Annotated in this window: 12 protein-coding genes; 7 read left to right on the plus strand and 5 right to left on the minus strand. The window is 57.8% G+C overall.

Translation table 11 applies throughout. From position 1 onward, the window contains the following. Positions 1–65: 65 nt before the first annotated feature. A complete protein-coding gene (gene uppP / locus IPM61_04540; GenBank protein MBK8910578.1) occupies positions 66–911 on the minus strand; it encodes an undecaprenyl-diphosphatase UppP in 846 nt (281 codons plus the stop codon). A 399-nt stretch (positions 912–1,310) separates the two neighbouring features. On the opposite strand from uppP, the gene IPM61_04545 reads away from it, so the two are divergent. From IPM61_04545 to IPM61_04560, 4 genes are all read left to right on the plus strand, one after another. Beyond that, entirely contained in the window at positions 1,311–2,465 is a 1,155-nt protein-coding gene (locus IPM61_04545) for an NADH-dependent flavin oxidoreductase (protein ID MBK8910579.1), read from the plus strand. 155 nt (positions 2,466–2,620) lie between these two features. After that, entirely contained in the window at positions 2,621–3,109 is a 489-nt protein-coding gene (locus IPM61_04550) for a hypothetical protein (protein ID MBK8910580.1), read from the plus strand. 161 nt (positions 3,110–3,270) lie between these two features. Then, positions 3,271–4,731, plus strand: coding sequence for a hypothetical protein (locus IPM61_04555; protein MBK8910581.1), 1,461 nt, complete (start codon positions 3,271–3,273; stop codon positions 4,729–4,731). A 72-nt stretch (positions 4,732–4,803) separates the two neighbouring features. Next, positions 4,804–6,225, plus strand: coding sequence for a hypothetical protein (locus tag IPM61_04560; protein MBK8910582.1), 1,422 nt, complete (start codon positions 4,804–4,806; stop codon positions 6,223–6,225). 70 nt (positions 6,226–6,295) lie between these two features. Here the strand turns inward: IPM61_04560 and IPM61_04565 are convergent, their stop codons facing one another. Both IPM61_04565 and IPM61_04570 read right to left on the minus strand, forming a co-directional pair. Next, a complete protein-coding gene (locus IPM61_04565; protein ID MBK8910583.1) occupies positions 6,296–7,702 on the minus strand; it encodes an OmpA family protein in 1,407 nt (468 codons plus the stop codon). Positions 7,703–7,819: 117 nt separating this feature from the next. Beyond that, positions 7,820–10,537 carry a hypothetical protein gene (locus IPM61_04570; GenBank protein ID MBK8910584.1) on the minus strand — a complete coding sequence of 906 codons (2,718 nt, stop codon included), beginning with the start codon at positions 10,535–10,537 and terminating at the stop codon, positions 7,820–7,822. 202 nt (positions 10,538–10,739) lie between these two features. On the opposite strand from IPM61_04570, the gene IPM61_04575 reads away from it, so the two are divergent. Together IPM61_04575 and IPM61_04580 are read left to right on the plus strand one after the other, a co-directional pair. Further along, a complete protein-coding gene (locus IPM61_04575; protein MBK8910585.1) occupies positions 10,740–12,917 on the plus strand; it encodes a PQQ-dependent sugar dehydrogenase in 2,178 nt (725 codons plus the stop codon). 26 nt (positions 12,918–12,943) lie between these two features. Then, the gene (locus IPM61_04580) at positions 12,944–14,182 is read left to right on the plus strand and encodes a M48 family metallopeptidase (protein MBK8910586.1); all 1,239 of its coding nucleotides are present in this window, start codon (positions 12,944–12,946) and stop codon (positions 14,180–14,182) included. A gap of 112 nt (positions 14,183–14,294) precedes the next feature. Here IPM61_04580 and IPM61_04585 read toward each other — a convergent pair whose 3' ends face one another. Then, positions 14,295–15,080: a hypothetical protein gene (locus tag IPM61_04585; GenBank protein MBK8910587.1), complete on the minus strand. Its 786-nt coding sequence runs from the start codon at positions 15,078–15,080 to the stop codon at positions 14,295–14,297. A 1,365-nt stretch (positions 15,081–16,445) separates the two neighbouring features. Here IPM61_04585 and IPM61_04590 point away from each other — a divergent pair. Then, the gene (locus tag IPM61_04590; protein MBK8910588.1) at positions 16,446–18,533 is read left to right on the plus strand and encodes an OmpA family protein; all 2,088 of its coding nucleotides are present in this window, start codon (positions 16,446–16,448) and stop codon (positions 18,531–18,533) included. A 162-nt stretch (positions 18,534–18,695) separates the two neighbouring features. Here the strand turns inward: IPM61_04590 and IPM61_04595 are convergent, their stop codons facing one another. After that, entirely contained in the window at positions 18,696–21,269 is a 2,574-nt protein-coding gene (locus IPM61_04595; GenBank protein ID MBK8910589.1) for a site-specific DNA-methyltransferase, read from the minus strand. Positions 21,270–22,395 lie beyond the last annotated feature (1,126 nt).

The raw sequence follows: 22,395 nt of genomic DNA on the forward strand, positions 1-22,395 counted from the left end.
ATTGCCAGCAACGGCCCTGGCAATGGTGGGCCAAGCGGCAAACCGGGCGGCATCCGGCGCAGAGCTTACGCGCTGATCCACCCCAGCGCAATGGCCACAATCAGCCCCGCGCCAAGCAGCAGCCGGTACACGATAAACACCCTGGTGGAGCGGGTCCGCAGGAACCGCAGCAGCAGCGCGATTGCCGCATAACCGCTAACCGCCGCAACCGCCGTGGCAACCGCATACATGCTGATCTGCGACGACGGAACCGTGCGGACCACCTTCACAAACTCCAGCAGCCCGCTGGCCGCAACCGCCGGAATGGAGAGAAGGAAGCTGAACCGCGCAGCCGCCTCGCGGGTAAGGCCGCAGAACAATCCGGCGGTGATGGTGGTGCCGGAACGGGAGGCGCCGGGGATCAAAGCCAACGCCTGCGCCAGCCCAACCATCAGTGCGTCGCGCCCCTTTACCTCGGCCATTGTGCGGCGGAACGTTGCCGTCCGTTCGGCAATCTCCAGGATGATTGCCAGCACCACAAGGCTTACTCCAATCACCATCAAGTTCTTGGTTAGTGCCCCCTCGATCACATCTTTTGCCAGCAATCCAATCACCACAATCGGGACCGTGCCGATGATGATGTACCACCCGCTTCGCGCCGCCCCCGACTGCTGCCCCAGCGGCGTGCGGTGCACGTTCTCACGGACGAAGGCATTGGTGATCTGGAAGATGTCGCGGCGGAAGTAGAGAAGGACCGCCGCCAGCGTCCCCAACTGCGTCACGGCAATAAACGCCGTCCATTGCTGGGGGGCGTTGGGGTCCACCAAACCGAACGCACGCCCGGCCAGGGTTAAATGGGCAGTGGAGCTGATGGGGAGGAACTCACTTAACCCTTGAACAAGGCCAAGCACGATTGCTTCAAAAAGGGACACGGTAGCTCGATAGGGAAGAAAGGAAGATTGCACCCGGCAGGGCATCCGCAGGCGGCTGGCGAGCACTGTTGGCCTGTTCACCAATCAGGGCTTCATTCGCCCACCGTTGGTCAGGATGCACCGTTGTTGCCGGTCAAAAAATCGGGGTCGAAAATAGGGAGACGGTGGTGAATGCCGAAGCTCCATCTATCAATTCACCCAAAGAAATTGCCACGGGGAGCAAAAAAGGTGGCTCCATGAACACCGATTCTTGTAGCTTACACGCGGTTCTTTTCCGGTTCGTCATGGGGGTTGCCGCTGCCGCAGCAGAATACGCCCGCTTGCCAGACGAAGGGAACGTCATCATACGCGCACCATTTTTACACGCCAACTGTGTCCACAAATCCCAACCACACCCAACTGTTTACGCCGCTAACTTTTTACGCTGGGGACATCACCCTACGGAACCGATTGGTGCTTGCGCCGATGACCACATGGTCATCAAATGATGACGGAACCATCACCCCCGAGGAACTTGAATTTCTGCGCCGCCGCTCGCGTGGGGTTGGGATGGCGATGACCGCCGCCTGCTACGTCCAGCCGGAAGGGAAGGCGTTCGATGGGCAATGGAGCTGCGCCACCGATGCCATGATCCCCAGCCTTCGCGCCGCTGCCGAGGCGATCAAATCGCAAGGGGCGGTGGCGGTGCTTCAGCTTCACCACGGCGGGCGGCTATCCCCCTCGCGGCTGATTGGCGGCCAACCCGTCTCCGCCAGCGCGGTCCCCGCCGAACACCCCGGCGCAGAAACGCCACGAGCGATGACCGAGCAGGAGATTGAAGAAACGATTGAGGCATTTGGCGCAGCCACCAAACGGGCAATCCGCGCAGGCTTCAACGGGGTGGAAATCCACGGCGCAAACTCCTATCTGCTCCAGCAATTCTTCTCCCCCCACTCCAACCGCCGCCAGGACCTTTGGGGCGGGGCCGTGGAGAACCGCGCAGCCTTCCCGATAGCGGTGCTGGAGGAGGTCCAGGAGGTGGTCCGCCGGAACGCCTACTTCCCGTTTGGAATCGGTTACCGGCTATCGCCCGAGGAGTTTGAGGTCCCCGGAATCACTATGGAAGAGACGCTGGAGTTGGTGGAGGGGATTGCGGCCTGCCGCCCCGATTGGATTCACGTTTCCACGAAGAATTTTTTTGGCGGAAGCATCCGCCGCGCACGCGACAAACGCCCCCGCACCGCACTGATTGCCGAGAAGGTCCGCAACCGCACCCTGATTATCGGAAGCGGCGCGATCACCACCCCCGACCTTGCCGCGCAAGCCCTGGGCCAAGGGGCCGATCTGCTATCGCTTGGCCGCCCGTTGATTGTTGACCCAGAGTGGCCGCAAAAAGTGCTGGAAGGCCGCGCCGATGAAATCCTTCCCTGCCTTCCAACTCACAGTGCCGACCGCTCGCACTCCATCCCCTCCCCTTTCTACTCACACCTCCTTTCCCGCCCCAGCTGGGTCCCGGTCTGCGAGGAAGAAGAGGAGGCAAGCAAGGGCCAGCAATTGGAACCCAGCAAGGGGTAAGTGGCGGGGAATAATCTGGCGGGAATGGTTGGGTTGAATGAGCAAGCAACGCCTCCTCAACGTTCCGGTTGTCACCGCGCTGCGGTTCGTGTGTCTTGGCTGGGACCGATAGCTCGGGAGAGTGCTTTTCCCCATCATCAAAAAAAATCATACCGATGAAAACTCTTGCTCTGTTCGTTAGCCTTCTGCTTACCGCAGCAATCACGGGTTGCCGCGACGATGGCAGCCAGGTCACCAACCCCACCGCTACCGGCGCAAAGCTCATCGTCCGCAGCGGGACCTCGTTTGGAATGTGCGCCGGGTACTGCCTTCGCGACCTTCGGATTGACTCCACCGACCTTCTCTACACCAAACGCTCCTGGGGGCGGGGAAGCTCCACCCTTCCTGATAGCCTGCTTGCCGACACCATCACCCCGCTCCGCTGGGCCGCATTGAAGGAAACCGTTGCGGCCAAGTATGAAGCCTTCAGCAAGCTGGACACCATCATCGGCTGCCCCGACTGTGCCGATGGGGGGGCAGAGTGGATTGAGATTGAGCAAGGCGCAACCGTCCGGAGGGTGACGTTTGAGTACGGCAAGGAAATCCCCGAGATCAAAGAGCTGATTGCCATTGTGCGGGAGATTCGGGGGAAGTTCGAGGAGTAGCCCCGCCGAAACCTGCTGCTGGGTTTGCGGGATAGATTGTAGGATAAAAGGGATGTGCCGATAATCATTGGCGCATCCCTATTTTTCTTCCCTCCTTTGCTTCCCCCCTCCTCCTTCGGCGAAGCATGCACCCTCCTTCAACTTCTTTAACCAGCATTCTTATGGCCTCACGAGCGGAACGGCTTCTTGCTTCGTTGTCGGCAGCGGAACTGCGGCAGCTTGAAGATGCGATTGCCCAGGCAAAACGCCCGGCAACAAAAACATTGCACGCACTGCTGCGCCAGCATCAGCAGCAATCAACGGAGGAACCCGCCAACAAGGAGTGGCTGTTCCAGCAGCTGTTCCACCGCGATTGGAGCCGCAAGGAGGATTACCTGCTGCGGAACGAACTCCGGTTGCTGAGCGAGAAAATTCAGGGGATGATGGTTCAGTGGGAGCAGGAGCGGGAGGCACGGCAAACCCCTTCGCTGCGGGATCAGTTTCTGCTGCGGGCGTTGCTGCACCGGCGGTTGCTGGCGGAGTTCGAGGAGGAGCTGCCCGGCGCGTACGCCGCCGCAATCGAACGGCTGGATTACACCAATGCCCGGGCAATCAACAACCTGCGGTATGAGTATCTGATGCTTTACTGCGAGATCACCCCGGAACGGATGGAGCAGGCGCACCACACAATGGCGGAGAACCTTGCAAACCTGAAGCACACGTACCGCAGCGAGGTTGCCATCAACCAGCACAACCGTGTGGTCTGCGAGCAAACGTTGGGAGCAATGGGGAAGCACCTGCCCCCCACCACCGTTGGGGCCGACGCTGATGTTGCCGGCATATCCACCCCGTTCATTGCGTTTTACGAACACGCCAGCCACGCCCACCAAGCCTCCGGCGAAGCCCGCGTTGAGTTTGCCCGCCAGGCCGCCAACCAGATTGCCACCGTTGCCCAGCACTTCCCCGACCACACCGTCTGGGGCTTTACGATTCTTGCTTCCAGTTTGCTGGCCGAGCGGCGTTATTCGGAGGCGAAGAAGGCGTTTGAATCGGCGTTGGAGTTCATCCAAACGCACCGCCGGCCCATCCCCCCCGATATGCTGTTCAACTATGCCAGCACGCTGATGAAGCTGCGGGAGTTCGCGGCGGTGTTGGGGTTGATTGAGAAACATCAGGCGATTATCCGCGAGCGCCCAAAGGTTCATTTCCGGTTCGAGTCGCTCCGTTGTTTCTGCCACATCTTTCTGCGGCAGCCGGACGAAGCCTTGCAGGCCATTCCCCCGGCCATCACCCAGCGGCCCGAATCGGAGTATCAGTATTTCCGGTTCCTGTACCTGATTATCCCCTACCTGCGCGACGACCTTGAAAGCGCGATTCGCGAGGCGCGCAACTTTAACGATTACTTCACCCGCCACAAGGATGCGTTGCTCCATCCAAAGGAGAAGGAGGTGGTTGCCCTGTTCCGCGCATTCTTCGTTGCCCTTGCCGACAGCACCGACCGGCAATCGCTGAAGATTGAGTTGGAGGCAGTAACCCAACAGCTTCAGCTTTTCACGGAGCGTTCCCCGGAGTACCGCGACTACCTGTATTTGCTTTGGCTGCAGGAAGAGATCGCAGGGAAGCTAACGGCCAGCATGCGCTGATGCTGGCCGTTCGTTATGGAGGTTGTAGCTTCGCGCATTCGGCATCAACAACAACCACGTAACCATCATCGGATGCACCGCTTTATCCTTTCGCTAACGATTCTTTGGCCACTTCTCCTTCTTCCGATTGCTGCTGCGGCGCAGACGCTGCCGGCAATCGCTGTGTACTTCAACAAGTCGGTGGATACCACGCTGGCCTATCCGCCGGGGAACGTGGCGAAGGGGAATACTGACTTGGGGGCGGTTGCCGCCCAGGAGATCGCCAAGGCGAAAAGCTCGGTGGATATGGCGATGTACAACCTGAACGTGCAGTCGGTGGTGGACGCGCTGATTGCCGCGCAGAAGCGTGGGGTAAAGGTCCGCGTGGTGGGCCATGTTGAGAATGGTGGCGACCAGAAATTCCAGCAGTTGGTTTCGGCAGGGATTCCGTTGATTACCAACCCACGCGCCCCCTCGGGCGAGCAGCAGCCGCTGATGCACAACAAGTTTTTTGTGATTGATGCCCGCCCCGGCGCGCCCAGCGGGTCGCAGCCGGTGACGATGATGGGAAGCTGGAACGCAACCTTCGCACAAACCTACACCGACCCCAACAACTTGGTCATCATTCGCGATGCGGCGGTGACAGCGGCCTACTTGAAGGAGTTCCAGGAGATGTGGGGGGGCGCGGACGATGCTCCAAACGGAGGGGCAGCGGCGTTCGGCGCGGCGAAGACGAACAACACCCCCCACACCTTCACCGTTGACGGAACCCGCATTGACGTTTACTTTAGCCCCAGCGACGGAACCGCCTCCCGAATCAACGATGCACTGCTGACCGGGCAAAGCTCCATCTACACCGCCAATCTTACCTTCACCTACAGCCAGTTTTCAAGCTCACTCAGTCGCCAAAAAAATCGCGGGGCCGACGTCCGTTGCATCATTGACAACGTGAAAGATCAGGGGAGCCAGTTCAGCGCGCTGCAATCGTTTGCCGAGGCGTTCGACTGGCAGCTGACCGGGATATTCCATCACAAGTATGCGGTGATGGATGCGATTCCGCTGGGAACCGGAACGTTTCCGGTGGTGGTGACCGGGTCCCACAACTTCACCGTCAGCGCCGAAACCCGCAACGATGAGAACGCCGCAATCATCTACAGCGCGGCGATTGCAAACCAGTTTTTGCAGGAGTTCGCCGCACGCTACAAGGAGGTTGGCGGCAAGGCTCCATTCGTGCAAACCACCGCCGTGGACGCGCTGCAATCCGCAACCGCCATTGCCCTGCGTGCCTACCCCAACCCGTTCAACAGCCACGTGGCGATTGCCGTGGAGGGGCTAACCGAACAAGCAACCATCACCATTGCCAGCATCACCGGGGAGAGGGTTGCCAGTTTCGCGCTGGACCCCGGCCAGCCGATCGCCGAATGGGACGCAACCGACCTTGCGCCAGGAATCTACGTTGCCACCGTCGCCAGCCAATCGCAACGGAGGTTTGTGGCGTTGCAGGTGGCGCGGTGAGGTGAGATGAGATGATAAGGTCAGGGAGCTTGGCCGCTGCCCAGAATATTACCCAGAAGATCTGCCCGGGTCAGCGGCTTAGGATCACGAACTCGGTTCGGCGATTTTGGGCGCGTCCTTCGTCGGTTCCGTTGTCGGCAATTGGCTGGCGTTCGCCGAACCCGATTGCGGTGATTCGCTCCGGCGCGATTCCCCGCTTCACCAACGCCTCCTTCACCGCATCGGCGCGGCGTTGCGACAGCTTCACGTTGTAGTTGGGGTCGCCGGTGCTGTTGCGGCTGTCGGTGTGGCCCCGCAGCTCAATCGTTAGCCGTGGATAGGTTCGCATCAGCGCGTACATATTATCAATGGCCGGCATGGATGTGGATTTAATGGCTGCTTTGTCGAAGTCAAAATTGACGTGCAGCAAGGCGATGGTCCCGATGTCGGGGGTGTTGTCGAAAGCGGCTTGGGCGGTAAGGCTATCCTTCCCCAAACAGAGCTTCAGCCGGATGGTGTGAACGCCGTAATCTTGGGGGTCGTACTCCACGATGTAGTAGTTCCGCAATCGGCGATAGATATCCTCGAACACGTTCTGGAACTCGGCGGTGCGGTAAATCTGGTAGTAGCTTCCCCCGGTCCGCAGCGCGATGTCTTGCAGGTACGCCCCGTTCACCCCTTCCCCAAAATCCACCGCGCAGATGGTGATGTTGTTCCGCTTGGCAAGCGCCACCACGGAGTCTTTATCCATCGTGGAGCTGTTGTCCTGGCCGTCGGTGAAGACCACAATGGCACGGCGGCGGAAGCCTTGCGCGGCCATCACCTGCTCAATCCCCGCGGCGATTCCGTTGGCAATCGCTGTTCCGCCGCCAAATCCTTCCAGCCCATTTTTTTTCAGATTCCCCAACAGCTCACCCTGGTCGGTGGCAACCGGAGATTCCACCACCGTGTGGTGGTCGTAGCGGACCAATGCGATTCCGTCCTCGGCCCGTTTTTGCCGGATGAACTGCTCGGCCCCATTCTGCGCGGCAAGTGCGCGGGTTTCCCCCATGGATCCGCTGTTGTCCATCACCAGCGCGACGGCGTGGGGGTCGCGGTCCTGCTCGGTGGCTTCGCGCAGGGTGTATTTGGTGATTGGGCGGATCTTGCCGTCGAACTCATCCTCGAACCCGCACCACACCGATTTCCATTTCCCAGCCAATCCCCCCGTCAGATAGGCCCCGGTGGAGTCCAGCAGGTGGAGATAGACGCGAACCTTGTTCGGCTGGTTCGCCTCCACACGGGTTAGGCTGAATGCAGGCTTGCGAAGATCGGAAGGGGAAGAAGGGACGGGGAGGATGCGGTTGACGTAGATGGGGGAATATCCTGGCGGCGGTGTTGCATCGGTTGCTGCGGCGGGTTCGCCGGTGAAGACTTGGTTCATCATCACCGGGCAACCGCCAAACGCCACGGAAGCCAGCACCACGGCAACCAGCAGAAATCGCGAAGAGAGGATCATGATGTTGTTGGACTGTGTGAAGCAAAGCCGAAGCAATCGGCGGGGGGAATCGCCCCACCGATTGCAACGGGGAATAGCGCAGATTTTTTTTGCGGATCACTCAGCCGCAAGCACGCATCACCGCACCACCACCACCCGAATTCCGGCTGAGAGTTTCCCTGCCACCAGATGGCAGTAGTAGGTTCCGGCAGGAAGCCCCGAAGCGTCCCACAGTTGCTGATGCCGACCCGCCGGAAGCATACCGCCCGACAGACGTGCCACGGTTTGGCCCGTGACATCCTGGACAATCACCGTAACCTCCGCCGGCTGCGGCAAGCTGAAGGAGAGCGTGGTAAGCCCCGACGTTGGCGACGGGTGGCAAGCCACCGCAAGAATTCGCGCGGCTGCGTCGGCATCAACGGCAAGTGGAGGTTCGGTGGTGGTGTCGGTGTTGGCGTAGGCAGCCACGTAGCCTGCCGATTGGCCGCCGGCAGCGGTGAACGCGCCGCCAACCACCATCATCTTGTTCCCCTGCGTCAGGGCAATTACCTCGTTGTTCACGCCGCTTCCCAATGCTTCCCAGAAGTTCCCCACGGTGTTGCGGCGGGCAATGTTTTGCACCACCGGGAAGGCACCGTCGCTTCGCGAAGCGAACACACCACCAACGAACAAGCCATCGCTGTTGGCCAGCAATGCGTTGATGGTTCCGTTCAGCGTGTCAAGCTCGCCGCCGACCTGCGCCCACGTTCCGTCCTGGGGGTTCCAGCGGTCAATGGCGGTTATCGGGTCGTCCAGCGTCTGCATCGTCACGGCGGTGAACAGGGCATTGCTGGTTGCGGCAATCGCGCCGATTTGCTCCACCACCCCTTGCCGCAGCGGGGTCCATGTTGTTCCATCAAATCGGGCAACGGCGTACTTGGTTCCTTCGGTGGTGGCGTAGCCTCCGGTAACGTACAGATTGCCCGCAAGCGCGGTCATCCCTTCGGCAGTGAACTGCTCGAACAACTTCTGGATTCCTCCACCAGGAACGCTCCATGCCGAACCATCCCACCGCACAACGCCAACGGCAGTGTCGCCGCCAACGGGAAGGATGAAGCTCCCCGCCACGTACAGGTTATTGCCAACCGTGGTGATTGCCCGCACCAACCCGGGAATGCCATCGGCCACCGCTTCCCATTCCCCCGATGCCGGATTCCAGCGGGCGATGTGCGTTGCCGAAGTGATTCCGGCTTTCTCAAAATTTCCGCCGGCATAGATTTTTCCATCGCCCCCAATCGCAATCGCCGTCACCTGTCCGTCGGTTCCATTGTTGGCTCCGGTTCCCACCGGGGACCACGCGCCGGTGGCTTTGTTCCAGCGGGCGATGTTCCGCGCCGGCACGGTCCCCGCCGTCAGGAATCGCCCGCCAACGTACAGGTCATCGCCATCCACCGCCACGGCTTGCACGCTTGCGCCAAAGCCACCGTTTACCCCCGGGACCGCGCCGGTCCATGCGGTTCCGTTCCATTGGGCAAGGTAGCGCGCCTCGGTTGCGCCAGCGGTGACGAACTGGCCAACAGCATACAGGTTTGCGCCTTCGGCAGCCAGCGCCGTTGGGGTTCCGTCAACCCCTCCGTTCATGTTGTTCCATGCCGAGCCATTCCAGCGGGCAATGCCGTTTGCGGCCACCCCGCCAATGGTTTGGAAATCCCCGGCCACGTACAATCCTCCCCCCGCATAACTCACTGCCGTGATGTTTCCATCGGGGCTGTTGCTGTTGTTCCCGCCAATTGGGGACCACTGCTTTGTTCCCACATCCCACACCGCAAGGCCGCTGGCATCGGCGGTTCCGGCTTGCAGGAAGTATCCACCCACGTAGAGTTTGCCCGCGTTCAAGGCTATGGCGGTTGCCTCGCCGTCGGTTCCGGCACCCAGCGAATCCCACGTGGAGTTTGCGCTGTTCCAGACCGCAAGGTTGTTCACCAGAAGCTCGCCCGCTGCGCCGATTGCGCCGGCAACGTACAGCACGCCACCGTTGGCAACCAGCGCGTTGACCGACCCTTCCACCCCATTGGTGATGGGGTCATCCCCAAGAGTGCTCCAAGCATTGGAGCCGCTGTTCCAACGGGCGATGGAGTTGGCATCCTTCCCGCCGGCCTGCAAGAAATATCCCCCCACATACAGGTCCTGGCCGCTAACGGCAAACGCGCGGACTTCGTCGAAGAAGGGTGTCCCGATTCCGTTGGCATCCCCTTCCCCCAATCGCTTCCAGGTTCCGCCGCTCCAGCGGGCGATATTGTTCGCCGCAATCGTTCCTGCGGAATCGAACCGCCCGCCGGCCACCACTTCGTTCCCCATCATCGTAATTGCCAGCACCGGGCCGGTGATCCCTTCCCCCAGCGCGGACCAGTTTTTTGAGGTAGCGTTCCATCGGGCAATGTTCCGGGCCGGCTGGTCCCCGGCGCGGCTGAAACGCCCGCCCACATACACATCTTGCCCGCTGACGGCAACGGCAAACACCTGCGCAAGGTCCACGCTGGAGGTGCCAAACGGATTGCTCCAGCGTTCATCGCCCGGCACCATTGATAACTGCTGCTGCGGGTTGGGAAGATTGGCCGCGCCCTGGCCGCTGCGGATGAACCGCGGGTTCCCTTTTTCATCCATCAGCAGTTCCCACCCGCGAGCATCGAAAACCCCGCGAGTGGTGTCGGTAAGGTTCAGATTTCCATCGGGGGTTAGCAGTTGTTCAATCGGCTGCGGCGTTGTGGCCGCCGGGTTGGGTTCCTGTGCCGCCGCCGGAGTTATGATCGCCAACCCAATCAGGGCCAATAGCAGTATGCCGCGGCAAAGCGGGTGGTTGGTGTGCAATCGGTTCATGGTATTGTTCATGGAATAAGCGTAGCCGCCACGCATGGTTGTGCAAGTGATTTTTTGGAGCGCCAAAGGTACGCCAAGAACAGGGGATGGGGCAAGCCATTGGCGCGGCATGGCCAAAACAGCGTTATTTCATTCGCCAAACTTCCTTACTTTGGGCAACCAAAATTCCCGTGGAAAACTCCCTGTACCAACTGTTCAACCCGTGAACCAGAATCCGATGAACTTGTTGATGAGCATTGCCGGAGGGCTGCTCCTCCTTGTTTCTGCATTGCTACTCTCCCCCGCCCAGCAATGCAACGCCCAAGCCAACGTTTCCACCCGTGAGGTTATCACCGGGCTGAATACTCCGTGGGAGATTATTTGGGGACCCGACAACTGGATTTGGATGACCGAACGTGGCGGAACCATCAGCCGCGTGAACCCAGAGACCGGCGAGCGGGAGGAGTTGGTGAAGATCAACGACGTGTACCAAAGTGGCGAATCGGGATTGCTGGGAATGGCCATGCACCCAAATTTTGCCGACTCCCCGTTTGTCTATGTTGCCTACACCTACTTGCAGCAAGGGGATATGTACGAGAAGCTGGTCCGCTACTTGTACAACGGTGGCACGTTGGTGAATGCCGAAATTCTTCTGCGCGGAATCCCCGCCAACACCACCCACGACGGCAGCCGAATTGTTATCACCCCCGACCGAAAATTATTTATGACCACCGGCGACGCGCAAAACCAGAGCGCGCCGCAAAACCGCAACACCCTAAACGGGAAAATCCTCCGATTAAATCTGAACGGCTCCGTCCCGTTCGATAATCCATTTTATTCCAGCACCGAGCTTTCGCGGTTTGTGTGGAGCACCGGGCACCGGAACGCGCAGGGATTGTGGTGGGTAAATGGCATTCTCTATTCCAGCGAGCATGGTCCGGACAGCGACGATGAAATCAACATCATTGAACGTGCGGGAAATTACGGCTGGCCCGAGGTGAAAGGGTTCTGCGATAAACCGGACGAGTTCCAGTTTTGCGAGGACTCCATCAATGCCCAGCCGATCTACGCATGGACCCCAACGCTTGGCGTTTCCGGCATTGATTATTACGCCAGCGATTCCATCCCCGAATGGAAATATCACCTTCTGGCAACAACGTTAAAGGAAGGGGATTTGCGGGTGTTGGAGTTAAGCAGCGACGGCAAAAAAATCCTTTCGCAGCAGATTTATTTCGATAACACGTTTGGCCGTCTGCGCGATTTGTGCATCGCCCCCGATGGCCGCGTTTTTGTGTGCACCAGCAACCGCGACGGTCGCGGAAATGTGCGCCAGGGGGACGACCGCATCGTTGAAATTAAAGGGAGCGGAAAATTAAGCGTGGCCATTGCCAAGCCAACAACCGACAGCACCCGCTACAAAGCCGGGCAGGAGATGACGGTGAGTTTTAGCATCGCGGGGAATTTTATTGAGAGCAATCAATTCATCGTGGAAATTTCCGATGCCAAAGGGGAGTTCTCATCGCCGCGAGCAATTCAGACGGTGGCGCAGAATATCGGCGGAAGCATCGCCACCTCGGTCCCTTGCGACCTTCCACACGGGAATTACCGCGTCCGAATTGCCTCCACCAGCCCCCAAGCCGTAAGCCCGCCAAGCGATTTCTTCCCCGTCTCCGAAAAACTAAAAATCATGTTTGTCAGCGCCGAAGAAATGATTCGGAATGCGGAGACGGTGCTGTGCGAAGGGGAATCCAAAACATTTACCGCGATCGGAGGGCACAGCCAATATCTCTGGTCCACCGGATCAACCAGTCCAAAAATCACCTTTACAAAAGCGGGGTTTTATACGCTGGTGGCCCGCGAAGCCGGGGGCTGCACCGACACCGCCACAATCTTAGTCACCGTTCGCCCCAAGCCCACCAAGCCAACCATAACCCGCAACGGGAATGTGATGGTGGTTTCGGCAGCCAATGGCGGCTATCAGTGGCTGCTGAATGGCGAGCCGATCCCCACGGCCACCGGCCAGGTCTATATCGCCACCCGCAAAGGGATTTATTCGGCGATGGTGTTTAACGAGTTCGGGTGCGGGACCCCCTCGGACCCGATCCAGATTCTTATCAACAGCGTTGAACCAACCAACGGCGACCAGGGCTACACGCTGGTGGCCGAGCAGCGCAACCAAGAAATCGTGGCAACGCTGCGTGGCCCTGAGTTTCCGCAAACGGCCACAGCAACCATCACCGCCGTTGACGGGCGGACACTCCATTCTTTTGTTTGGCCGCTGCAAGGAAGCGGTCCGAACCACCGAAGCATTCCAACAGAGGGAATGGCCTCGGGGCGGTATTTCCTGACGGTTCAGGTAGGCCACACGGTGCTGACCCAGCCGTTTGTTGTTGAACGGTAAGAGCCAACCCAATTGCTGATGCTTCCATGAACATCTACGCCATTATTATCCTGTCGGCACTGCTGGTCCAGTATGCTTTGGACCTGATTGCCAACGTGCTGAATCTGCGGGCGTTGCGCCCAGAGTTGCCAGAAGAATTTATCGGGGTCTATGATGCCGAGGCCTATCGCCGATCGCAAGAATACACCCGTGCGCAAACCACGTTTGGGTTTATCGCCAACGGGTTCGATCTGCTGCTGACGCTCGGCTTCTGGTTTGCCGGGGGGTTCAATTATCTGGACAAGATTGTGCGTGGCTGGGAGCTTGGAGCCGTTTGGACCGGCGTGGCCTACATCGGGATACTGCTGTTGGCGCAGACCCTTATCTCGATCCCCTTCTCCATCTACCACACGTTTGTTCTGGAGGAACGGTTTGGCTTCAACCGCACCACCCCCGCCACCTTCGCCAGCGACCGCCTGAAGGGATTGCTGCTTGGCGGGCTGATAGGAATCCCAGCATTGGCCGGGATTATCTACCTGTTCGATGTTGTGGGACCAATGGCTTGGCTGTACGGCTGGGGGGCGGCAACGGCGTTTATCCTGCTGCTGCAACTGATTGCCCCGGCATGGATTATGCCGCTGTTTATGAAGTTCCAACCGTTGGAGAATGCGGAGCTACAGGACCGGCTGCTGGGCTATGCCCAAAAGGTCAATTTCCCATTGGCGAACATCTTCGTCACCGATGGATCCCGCCGCTCCAGCAAAGCCAACGCATTCTTCACCGGAATCGGGCGGAACCGCCGCATCGCGTTGTTCGACACCTTGCTGGAGAACCACACCGTGCCGGAGCTTGAAGCAGTGGTTGCCCACGAAGTTGGCCACTACAAGCTGCGCCACATCACCAAAGGGATGGTGGTAAGCGTGCTTCATATCGGGGCGTTCTTCTTGCTCCTTTCGGCGGTGCTGGATAACCGCGGGCTGTTCGACGCATTCTTCATGGAGCAGACCTCGATCCACGCCGGGTTGATCTTTTTTGCGATGCTGATTGCCCCGCTAGAGTTCGCCCTGGGGGTTGTGATGAAACGGCTATCCTGCCGCCACGAATTCCAAGCCGACCACTACGCCGCAACCACCACCGGAAGCAGTGCGCCGATGATCGAGGCACTGAAAAAACTTAGCCGCACAACGCTCAGCAACCTAACGCCCCACCCGCTGCTGGTGGTGCTTTCCTACGACCACCCCCCAATGCTGGAACGGATTCGGGCACTGCGGGCAATCAAGCTGTAAAAGGTGAGATGCCGTGGGGTGGAAGAAAAAAGAACGGGGGAAGCCTGATCGCAGGCTTCCCCCGTTTCGCATGACATTCGCCGCAGCATCCCGCCCCCCGCTCCGCTCCGGTTTATCCGCCCACCTCCATCTGTTCCATCAATTCCAGAAACCATTGCTCCCCTTCCTGCTGCCGTTGGCGGATTTCGTCGGGGCTGGCAACGTAGAAGAATCGTTCCAGCCGCTTGCCAATCGCTGCGGGAAGATCATGTTGGATATACCGCGTGTGGAAGTTGTGCCGCTGCGGGCAATGGATAATCCGAAGCAACTCCACCAACGGGCGCACCACCCAGCTGTGGTAGAACGCAACGGCCTCAATCGCATTCCCCCGGTTCAGCTCCTTCAGGACCAGCGGCTGGAACAGGATGAAGTTTTGGCGCATCTGCGGAAGCCGCGCAAGCAACGTTTGCCGGTGCAATTCGGAATCGAACGGAGCCGGCGTTGCCACCCCCGATTTATCGAAATGGACCACCGCAACGCCATGGATTTCTTGCCGCAGGAACAGCTGGCGGGCGGCGGTTTGGGTGTGGCGGCTGATGCTAAGATCAATCAGCAAAAACGGGCTGGCGTTGGCAAGCCGGTAGAACGCCTGCGAATGCCCGTGCCACGTTGGGTCCGGAAGCCGGAACCGGATTTCAATCGGCGACAGGCTTGCCAAAGCGTGCTCAACTTCGGCGAAAGCATCCTCAACATGGTCGTCGTCAACGTCGAATTGCAGGTCAATATCGGACCACTGGTCAACGCGGTCGAAGGCAATCGCCCCCGCTTCCCACATCGCGTGGACGTAGGGGAGCGGTTCCAACCGCTGGCGCAGGGCTTGAAGAATTTCTTGGCGAGTGAGAAAAGAAGAAGGGTCCATCATGGTTGATCGGTTTGTTCTGGTGAGCGGCTCCCATCCCGCATATGCCGCCGCCCGAACGGAGGGATGGTGGGAGAGTTGCAGCGGCGCAATGCAAGAGGGGGATATGGATATATGGTTCGTGCGGGGTCGGGATGAGAGTGGGGGTGCGGTTTTCGGAACCCGAAGGGTTCCAATGTTTATAGACCGATCAGCCAACAAATCAAGGGTTCCGACCCCGAAGGGATCCAATGTTTATAGCTACAGGACACATCTACCTTATCCCCGACCCCGAAGGGGTCCAATGTTTATAGCTACAGGACACACTCACATTATCCCCGACCCCGAAGGGGTCCTATGTTTATAGCTACAGGACACACCCACCTTATCCCCGACCCCGAAGGGGTCCTATGTTTATAGCTACAGGACACACCCGCATTATCCCCGACCCCGAAGGGGGCCTATGTTTATAGCTACAGGACACACCCGCATTATCCCCGACCCCGAAGGGGTCCTATGTTTATAGCTACAGGACACACCCACCTTATCCCCGACCCCGAAGGGGTCGTATGGCCATCCACACCGCCCATAGATAAACATGCGACCCCTTCGGGGTCGGATGGCGATGATGGGGGCATGCGGGGCTAGAAACATGTGACCCCTTCGGGGTCGGGAATCGGTTGTGGGGGCGCGCCGGGCTAGAAATATGCGACCCCTTCGGGGTCGGATGACGATGATGGGCGCGTGGGCCCGGGTTCCGGAACCTGAAGGGTTCCAATGTTTATAGATAGGAGATGACCCCCCATTGATCCCCGCCCCCGAAGGGGTCCTATGGCCATACCCACCGCCCATGGATAAATATGCGACCCCTTCGGGGTCGGATGGCGATGATGGGGGCATGCGGGGCTAGAAACATGTGACCCCTTCGGGGTCGGGAATCGGTTGGTTCGGGGAATCCGGGGCGTGTGAATTTGCGCCCCCTTCGGGGTCGGATGGCGATGATGGGGGGGGCACACGGAGCTATAAACATATGACCCCTTCGGGGTCGGGATGCCGATGATGGGCGCATCGGTTCGGGTTCCGGAACCTGAAGGGTTCCAATGTTTATAGACCCATCATCCAACACACCAGGGGTTCGACCCCGAAGGGGTCGTATATCTATCCACACCGCCCGTGGATAAATATGCGACCCCTTCAGGGTCGAAGATCAATCGCGGGGGGGTGCGCGCGGGGCTAGAAACATATGACCCCTTCGGGGTCGGGATGCCGATGATGGGTGCTTCGCCGACGTAGGGAAATAGTCCACGCAGAAAAGCCGTGCGATTCCCCGCGCCACTTCCGTATCTTTCCGGCAAGTGATTTCCGTTTTAACCTACTCCGATTACTATGACGCATCGCTTCCTCCGGTTTTTTCTTCCTCTCCTCTTGCTTGGCGCGATGGCTTCCACTGCCGTTGGCCAGCAGGAAGGGAGCGGGGCAAAAACACCGGAACAAAAATTGGCCGAACAACGGCTTCAACCACGCATCGGGTTGTTCGGGAACTTGGGGTTGAATATCCACAGCAGTCAGTTTTTTGGCATCCCAGGCACGCCAAACTGCATGGCACTGGACGACGTTGGATTCACCGGCGGAACCGGAATGGGATATGCCGCAGGGCTGACCTTCGAACTCCCCTTCGATGAACAATTCCGGCTGATTGCCCGCGCCGGACTTTACTCCCTTGCCGCAACCCAAACCGCCGATGCCCACATCGGCCCGATTGTGGTGGGGAACGACACCGCCAGCGGCATCAGCCAGTACAGCCTTGATGCCACACTTGGAATGCTTGGCGGCGAACTTCTGCTGGGATGGAGGCCAATCCAAGATATGCCCCTGACCGTGCGGCTTGGTCCAGAAATCGGCGTTTTTATGACGAAGGAATTCGCCCAGCAGGAGCAACTCATCTCCCCTTCTTCCGCCACCTTTATCGGCGAGAATGGCCAGAATACCCGCGTCAGGAACCCCGTCAGCGGCGAACTTGCCAACACTGGGCTGCGCGTGGCGGGGGTGATCGGTGCCGACTATGAACTGCCGCTGAACAAGGCCGAGACGTTCATCCTTGCTCCAGAAATCGGCTTCTCCTTTGGCTTCACCAACGTCACAAGCGACCTTGATTGGAAGATCCACCAACTGCGCGGCGGCGCGGCGTTGAAATATGCCTTCCCGGTGACGGAACCTCCGCCACCGCCCCCCCCTCCACCGCCGCCACCGCCGCCACCACCGCCGCCGCCGCCACCACCCGAACCGGTGCTGGCAGCCCAGCTTGTTGCCGTTGGCCAAAGTGCCGACGGAACCGAACGCCCGGGGGTGACAATCCGCGTGGAGGAGTTCATCAACACGCAAACAAGCTCGTTGCTGAATTACATTTTCTTTGACGATAACTCGGCTCAGATACCCCCCCGCTACCGCCAATACAGCGGCGAGGCTGGCACGCAGTTCCGGACCGACCAATTGAACGGGCAGGGGACGATTGAGGTGTACTACCAGATGCTGAACATCCTGGGCCACCGGATGCGGCAATCGCCAGGGTCCAAAATCACCCTGACCGGAACCAACTCCAACACCGGGGCCGAGGCCGGAAACACCGCGCTCTCGAAATCCCGCGCCGAAGCGGTGAAAGCCTATCTGGCCTCCAATTGGGGAATTGAACCCAGCCGGATCGAGGTGGCGGCGCGGAATCTTCCGGCGCTTCCATCCAGCCCGGCGGACCCGGACGGCATTGCGGAAAACCGCCGCGTGGAGATTTCCAGCCGAACCCTTAGCCTGCTGGACCCGGTCACCGTCAGCGACACGCTCCGCACCGCCGACCCGCCAAAGGTGCTGCTCCGCCCGCTGGTGAAAGCGGAATCGGGGGCGCGCCAGTGGGAAGCCACCATCAGCCAGGGGGGGCGGAGGCTGAAGGAGTTCAGCGGGACCGGAACGCCGCCGGAGGAGTTGCAATGGGAGATCACCGGAATCCAGGAACAAGCGCCGGTTGACCCCACGCCGCTGGTGACCCGATTCCAGATCACCGACACGCGCGGCAAAAAAGCAATGGCCGAAGCAGAGCTGCCGGTGGAGCAGATCACCATCCAGAAAAAGCGGGAGGAGAAGCAGGGGGATATGGCGTTCGAGCGGTTCAATCTTATCACCTTCGATTATGACAAGGCGACGCTGAACGAGACCAGCAAGAAGGTTGCCCGCACCATCAAGGAGCGGATCACGCCGGAATCGCAGGTGGAGATCACCGGATACACCGACCGCTTGGGGGATGAGGCCCACAACCTGCAGCTGTCGCAGGACCGCGCCGTGAACACCGCCAAGGAGTTGGGCGTGCCAACCGAAAACGCACGGGGCGTTGGGGAAACCACATCGCTGTTCAACAACGACCTTCCCGAAGGCCGATTCTTCAGCCGCACCGTTGACGTGGTGGTGAAAACGCCGGTGAAGAATTAACGGACCGGAGCAAACAGCAATGGGGTTGAGGTTTCCACGGAAATCTCAACCCCATCTTGTTATTATACCGGCCAACAAACCGCCCGCAGCGGAATTCCGGCGTTCTGAAACACTCCTCCCTTTCCCCCCCCCACCGGGAGTGGGGGGCCGGCCTGCCGCGAATTATTCAGCAGTTAATACCTTCGTCGTTTCCTCACCGAATTGCGAGATCACCCGAACGGCTATTTTTTGCCCCTTCTTTTTCACTTCAATCGGGTGCGAAATATGCCCGTACAAACGGTCAAAAGCCTCTTCGTCAATTTCGATTTTTAAGGTTTTCTCCACCTTCTTTTTCGTGCCCTCCTTGGCAAGGCTTTCCAAGCCCTTTTTCCATTTGTCGAACTCATCGCTGTCGCCACCGCAGAAGAACACCTGTTTCACCACAAAATTGCTGCCGTCGTAATCATCATCCACCATCCAATACGCGATGTCGGCAACGCTCCGGGCTTTTACTTCATCTTTGATCGGGTCGTAAATGTCCAACCCCTGAATTTCCACGGTGACGGCATTTCCGCTGTTGTGCAGGCAGATGTCCGGCTCGCCGATGGTGACAAAGCTGGCGGCGCTTTTGCCAGGTTTTTTCTTTAATCCATCCTGCATCAGGTCGTCGTGAATGCGGGCTTTGGTTACTTCAAATTTCCCCATGCTGGTGGTGTGGGTGGTCCCTTCAATATCGCTTTCGAAACTGAACCCCAGGATAATCAGCCATTGCGCATCGCCACGCAGCCGGCATTCCTTCACCGCTTCGTTCACGGCGTTTTTGCTGACGGTTCCAAATTTTGGCCCAATGTGGATGTACGCTTTTTTCTCCCCCACCCCATTCATGTAAAAACCTTCGGCATGGAGATAAGGGTGGCTTAATAATTCCACCCGTGAAAAAACAACCTGCTCATCTTTTCTCCCGTTTTTGATTCCGGCACTTACAAGGTGCTGTTGGATGGTTTCTTCAAACGCCCCGCTATCTTCTGCCAATGCGGTTTCTTCCTCCAATTCTTCCGGGGATACTGGCTCGAAACCTTGCAAGGTCTCGACGGTGAAGGGGCCGCTTACTCGCAGCTTTTTATTCTCAATTTCGGGTTTATCATACAAGGTTTCCGTGGCTGGCGGCTCATCGTTGGCCAAGCTTTTTAAGGTGATATGCGGCACGGTTTTGTACACGAACCCTTGCCGAATATCGCCGCCGCTGGCATCGTACAGCTTGTAGAACGGGAACACCGCCGTCATCAACCGCTGCTTGGCAATGTTCAAGGCAATGCGGCTGGTGTCAATAGTGATCCAGCGGCGGCCAAATTGCTCCGCCACAAACGCAGTGGTCCCGCTCCCGCACGTGGGATCAAGAACTAAATCACCGGGGTCGGAGGTCATGAGGATGCAGCGTTGTAAAATTTTGGTTGTTGTTTGAACTACATATTGCTTCTCATCTAAGAAACTTCCAGTATTCACATTCAACCAAACATTATTAATAGGACGATAAGGAAAATCATCATGAAATCTCATAAAGCGAATGCTATTTTGAGCAATATGTATCCGTTCTAGTTGAGCTAGTTTCTTCATCCCATCCAAGTTTGTTTTCCAATGTTTACCGGGGTTTGGTTTGTATATCTTTCCCCTAAACTCAAAAGAAGAATCACCTTTTGTTTCTCCCGAAGATTGAAAATCACTTGGCTGATATCTTTTAGCACTTTCAGGAATTAGTTTTGAATTCAATATTTCATTCTTAGATAGAGAGCGCGTTTTTCCATCTGGAAGCAAAATCCAATTATAACTACCTTCTCCTTCATCTGCTTTTATCTCTTCATATATCTGACGATACTTTAAATGTACTTTATCTTTTGCAAACCATACAAGATAATCACCAATTCTTGACAATGCTTGTGACTCAAATCCCCTTGTTGTTTGAAAATAAATCAAGCTGACAAAATTCTCACTTCCAAAGACTTCATCCATAACATTTCTAACGAGGTGGACATTTTCGTCACTAATTTGGACGAAGCAGGAGCCGGTATCGGCGAGCAATTCTTTGGCAACGAGGAGTCGGTCGCGGAGGTAGGAGAGGTAGGAGTGGATACCGAGTTCCCAGGTATCGCGGAATGCTTTAATAACTTCGGGTTCACCGGCAAGGCTTTCATCGGCGCCATCTTTCACATCGCGGTTATTAAGTTTCACCTGCCAATTGCTGCCATATTTAATTCCGTAGGGTGGGTCAAGGTAGATTGTTTGGACGTGTCCGGCCATACCTTCGCGTTCCAGCAAGCTGGCCATCACAAGGTGGCTATCGCCTTGGATAAGGCGGTTGGTCCAGCCATCGTGGTGGTGGTAGTATTCGCTTATTTTTTCGAGTTCATCTTTTTCCAGGGCATTTCCGAACAGGTCATTGAGCAAGCTACCTTGTGGGGAAGGGAGTTCGGTTAGTGTATAGAGGTTTTGGATAAGGGTTTCGGGGGCAATGTGTTCGTGGCGGTACAGGCTGCGGATGTCAACCTGCAGGAGTTGGTCGCGGTCGTCGTTGCCGTATTTATTGAGCCAGAAGAGTTCGGGGTCTTGGCCGCGGTGGACCACGGGGTTTTTGGGGAGTTCAAGGGTTTTGTTTCCTTGTTGGACTTTTGGGTTGGCATCTTCATATCCGGCTTCTTCCTTGCTGGGGATATGTGCGCGTTTGTTGTTGTTATGTTTTATGCTTTCGATGTTCTTTGCCATATCGTTATTCCGTTATGTATTCCGAAGTTACAAACATTCGACCCCGTCGGGGTCGCGGGCATCTTGGATGGATCGCCTATCTATAAACATTCGACCCCGTCGGGGTCGTGGATATTTTGGATGCATCGCCCGCTATAAACATTCGACCCCTTCGGGGTCGTGGATATTTTGGATGGATCGCCTATCTATAAACATTCGACCCCGTCGGGGTCGTGGATATGCTGGATGCATTTCCCTATAAACATTCGACCCCTTCAGGGTCGCGGACATCTTGGATGGATTTCCCTATAAACATTCGACCCCGTCGGGGTCGTGGATATTTTGGATGGATTTCCCTATAAACATTGGAACCCGTCGGGTTCCCCCCGATCCCGAAGGGATCACATGTTTATAGCCATCACATCCCCACAACCCCATTCCCGACCCCGAAGGGGTCGCATATTTATCCATCCCCCACACCACCCGACATTCGACCCCGTCGGGGTCGCGGACATCTTGGATGCATCGCCTATCTATAAACATTGGAACCCGTCGGGTTCCCCCCGATCCCGAAGGGATCACATATTTATAGCCATCGCATTTCCACAACCCATTCCCGACCCCGAAGGGGTCGCATATTTATCCCATCCCACCCCACCATCCCACATTCGACCCCGTCGGGGTCGCGGACATCTTGGATGCATCGCCTATCTATAAACATTGGAACCCGTCGGGTTCCCCCCGATCCCGAAGGGATCACATGTTTATAGCCATCACATCCCCACAACCCATTCCCGACCCCGAAGGGGTCGCATATTTATCCCATCCCACCCCACCATCCCACATTCGACCCCGTCGGGGTCGCGGACATCTTGGATGCATCGCCTATCTATAAACATTGGAACCCGTCGGGTTCCCCCCGATCCCGAAGGGATCACATATTTATAGCCATCGCATTTCCACAACCCATTCCCGACCCCGAAGGGGTCGCATATTTATCCCATCCCACCCCACCATCCCACATTCGACCCCGTCGGGGTCGCGGACATCTTGGATGCATCGCCTATCTATAAACATTGGAACCCGTCGGGTTCCCCCCGATCCCGAAGGGATCACATGTTTATAGCCATCACATCCCCACAACCCA

It is taken from the genome of Chlorobiota bacterium, assembly GCA_016710285.1.
Taxonomy (GTDB): domain Bacteria; phylum Bacteroidota; class Ignavibacteria; order OLB7; family OLB7; genus OLB7.

Coding starts and splice junctions, on each gene's coding strand:
- IPM61_04560 (MBK8910582.1), top strand. CDS start 4,804: ATGCACCGCTTTATCCTTTCGCTAACGATTCTTTGGCCACTTCTCCTT.
- IPM61_04555 (MBK8910581.1), top strand. CDS start 3,271: ATGGCCTCACGAGCGGAACGGCTTCTTGCTTCGTTGTCGGCAGCGGAA.
- IPM61_04570 (MBK8910584.1), bottom strand. CDS start 10,537: ATGAACCGATTGCACACCAACCACCCGCTTTGCCGCGGCATACTGCTA.
- IPM61_04595 (MBK8910589.1), bottom strand. CDS start 21,269: ATGGCAAAGAACATCGAAAGCATAAAACATAACAACAACAAACGCGCA.
- IPM61_04590 (MBK8910588.1), top strand. CDS start 16,446: ATGACGCATCGCTTCCTCCGGTTTTTTCTTCCTCTCCTCTTGCTTGGC.
- IPM61_04585 (MBK8910587.1), bottom strand. CDS start 15,080: ATGGACCCTTCTTCTTTTCTCACTCGCCAAGAAATTCTTCAAGCCCTG.
- IPM61_04550 (MBK8910580.1), top strand. CDS start 2,621: ATGAAAACTCTTGCTCTGTTCGTTAGCCTTCTGCTTACCGCAGCAATC.
- IPM61_04580 (MBK8910586.1), top strand. CDS start 12,944: ATGAACATCTACGCCATTATTATCCTGTCGGCACTGCTGGTCCAGTAT.
- IPM61_04565 (MBK8910583.1), bottom strand. CDS start 7,702: ATGATCCTCTCTTCGCGATTTCTGCTGGTTGCCGTGGTGCTGGCTTCC.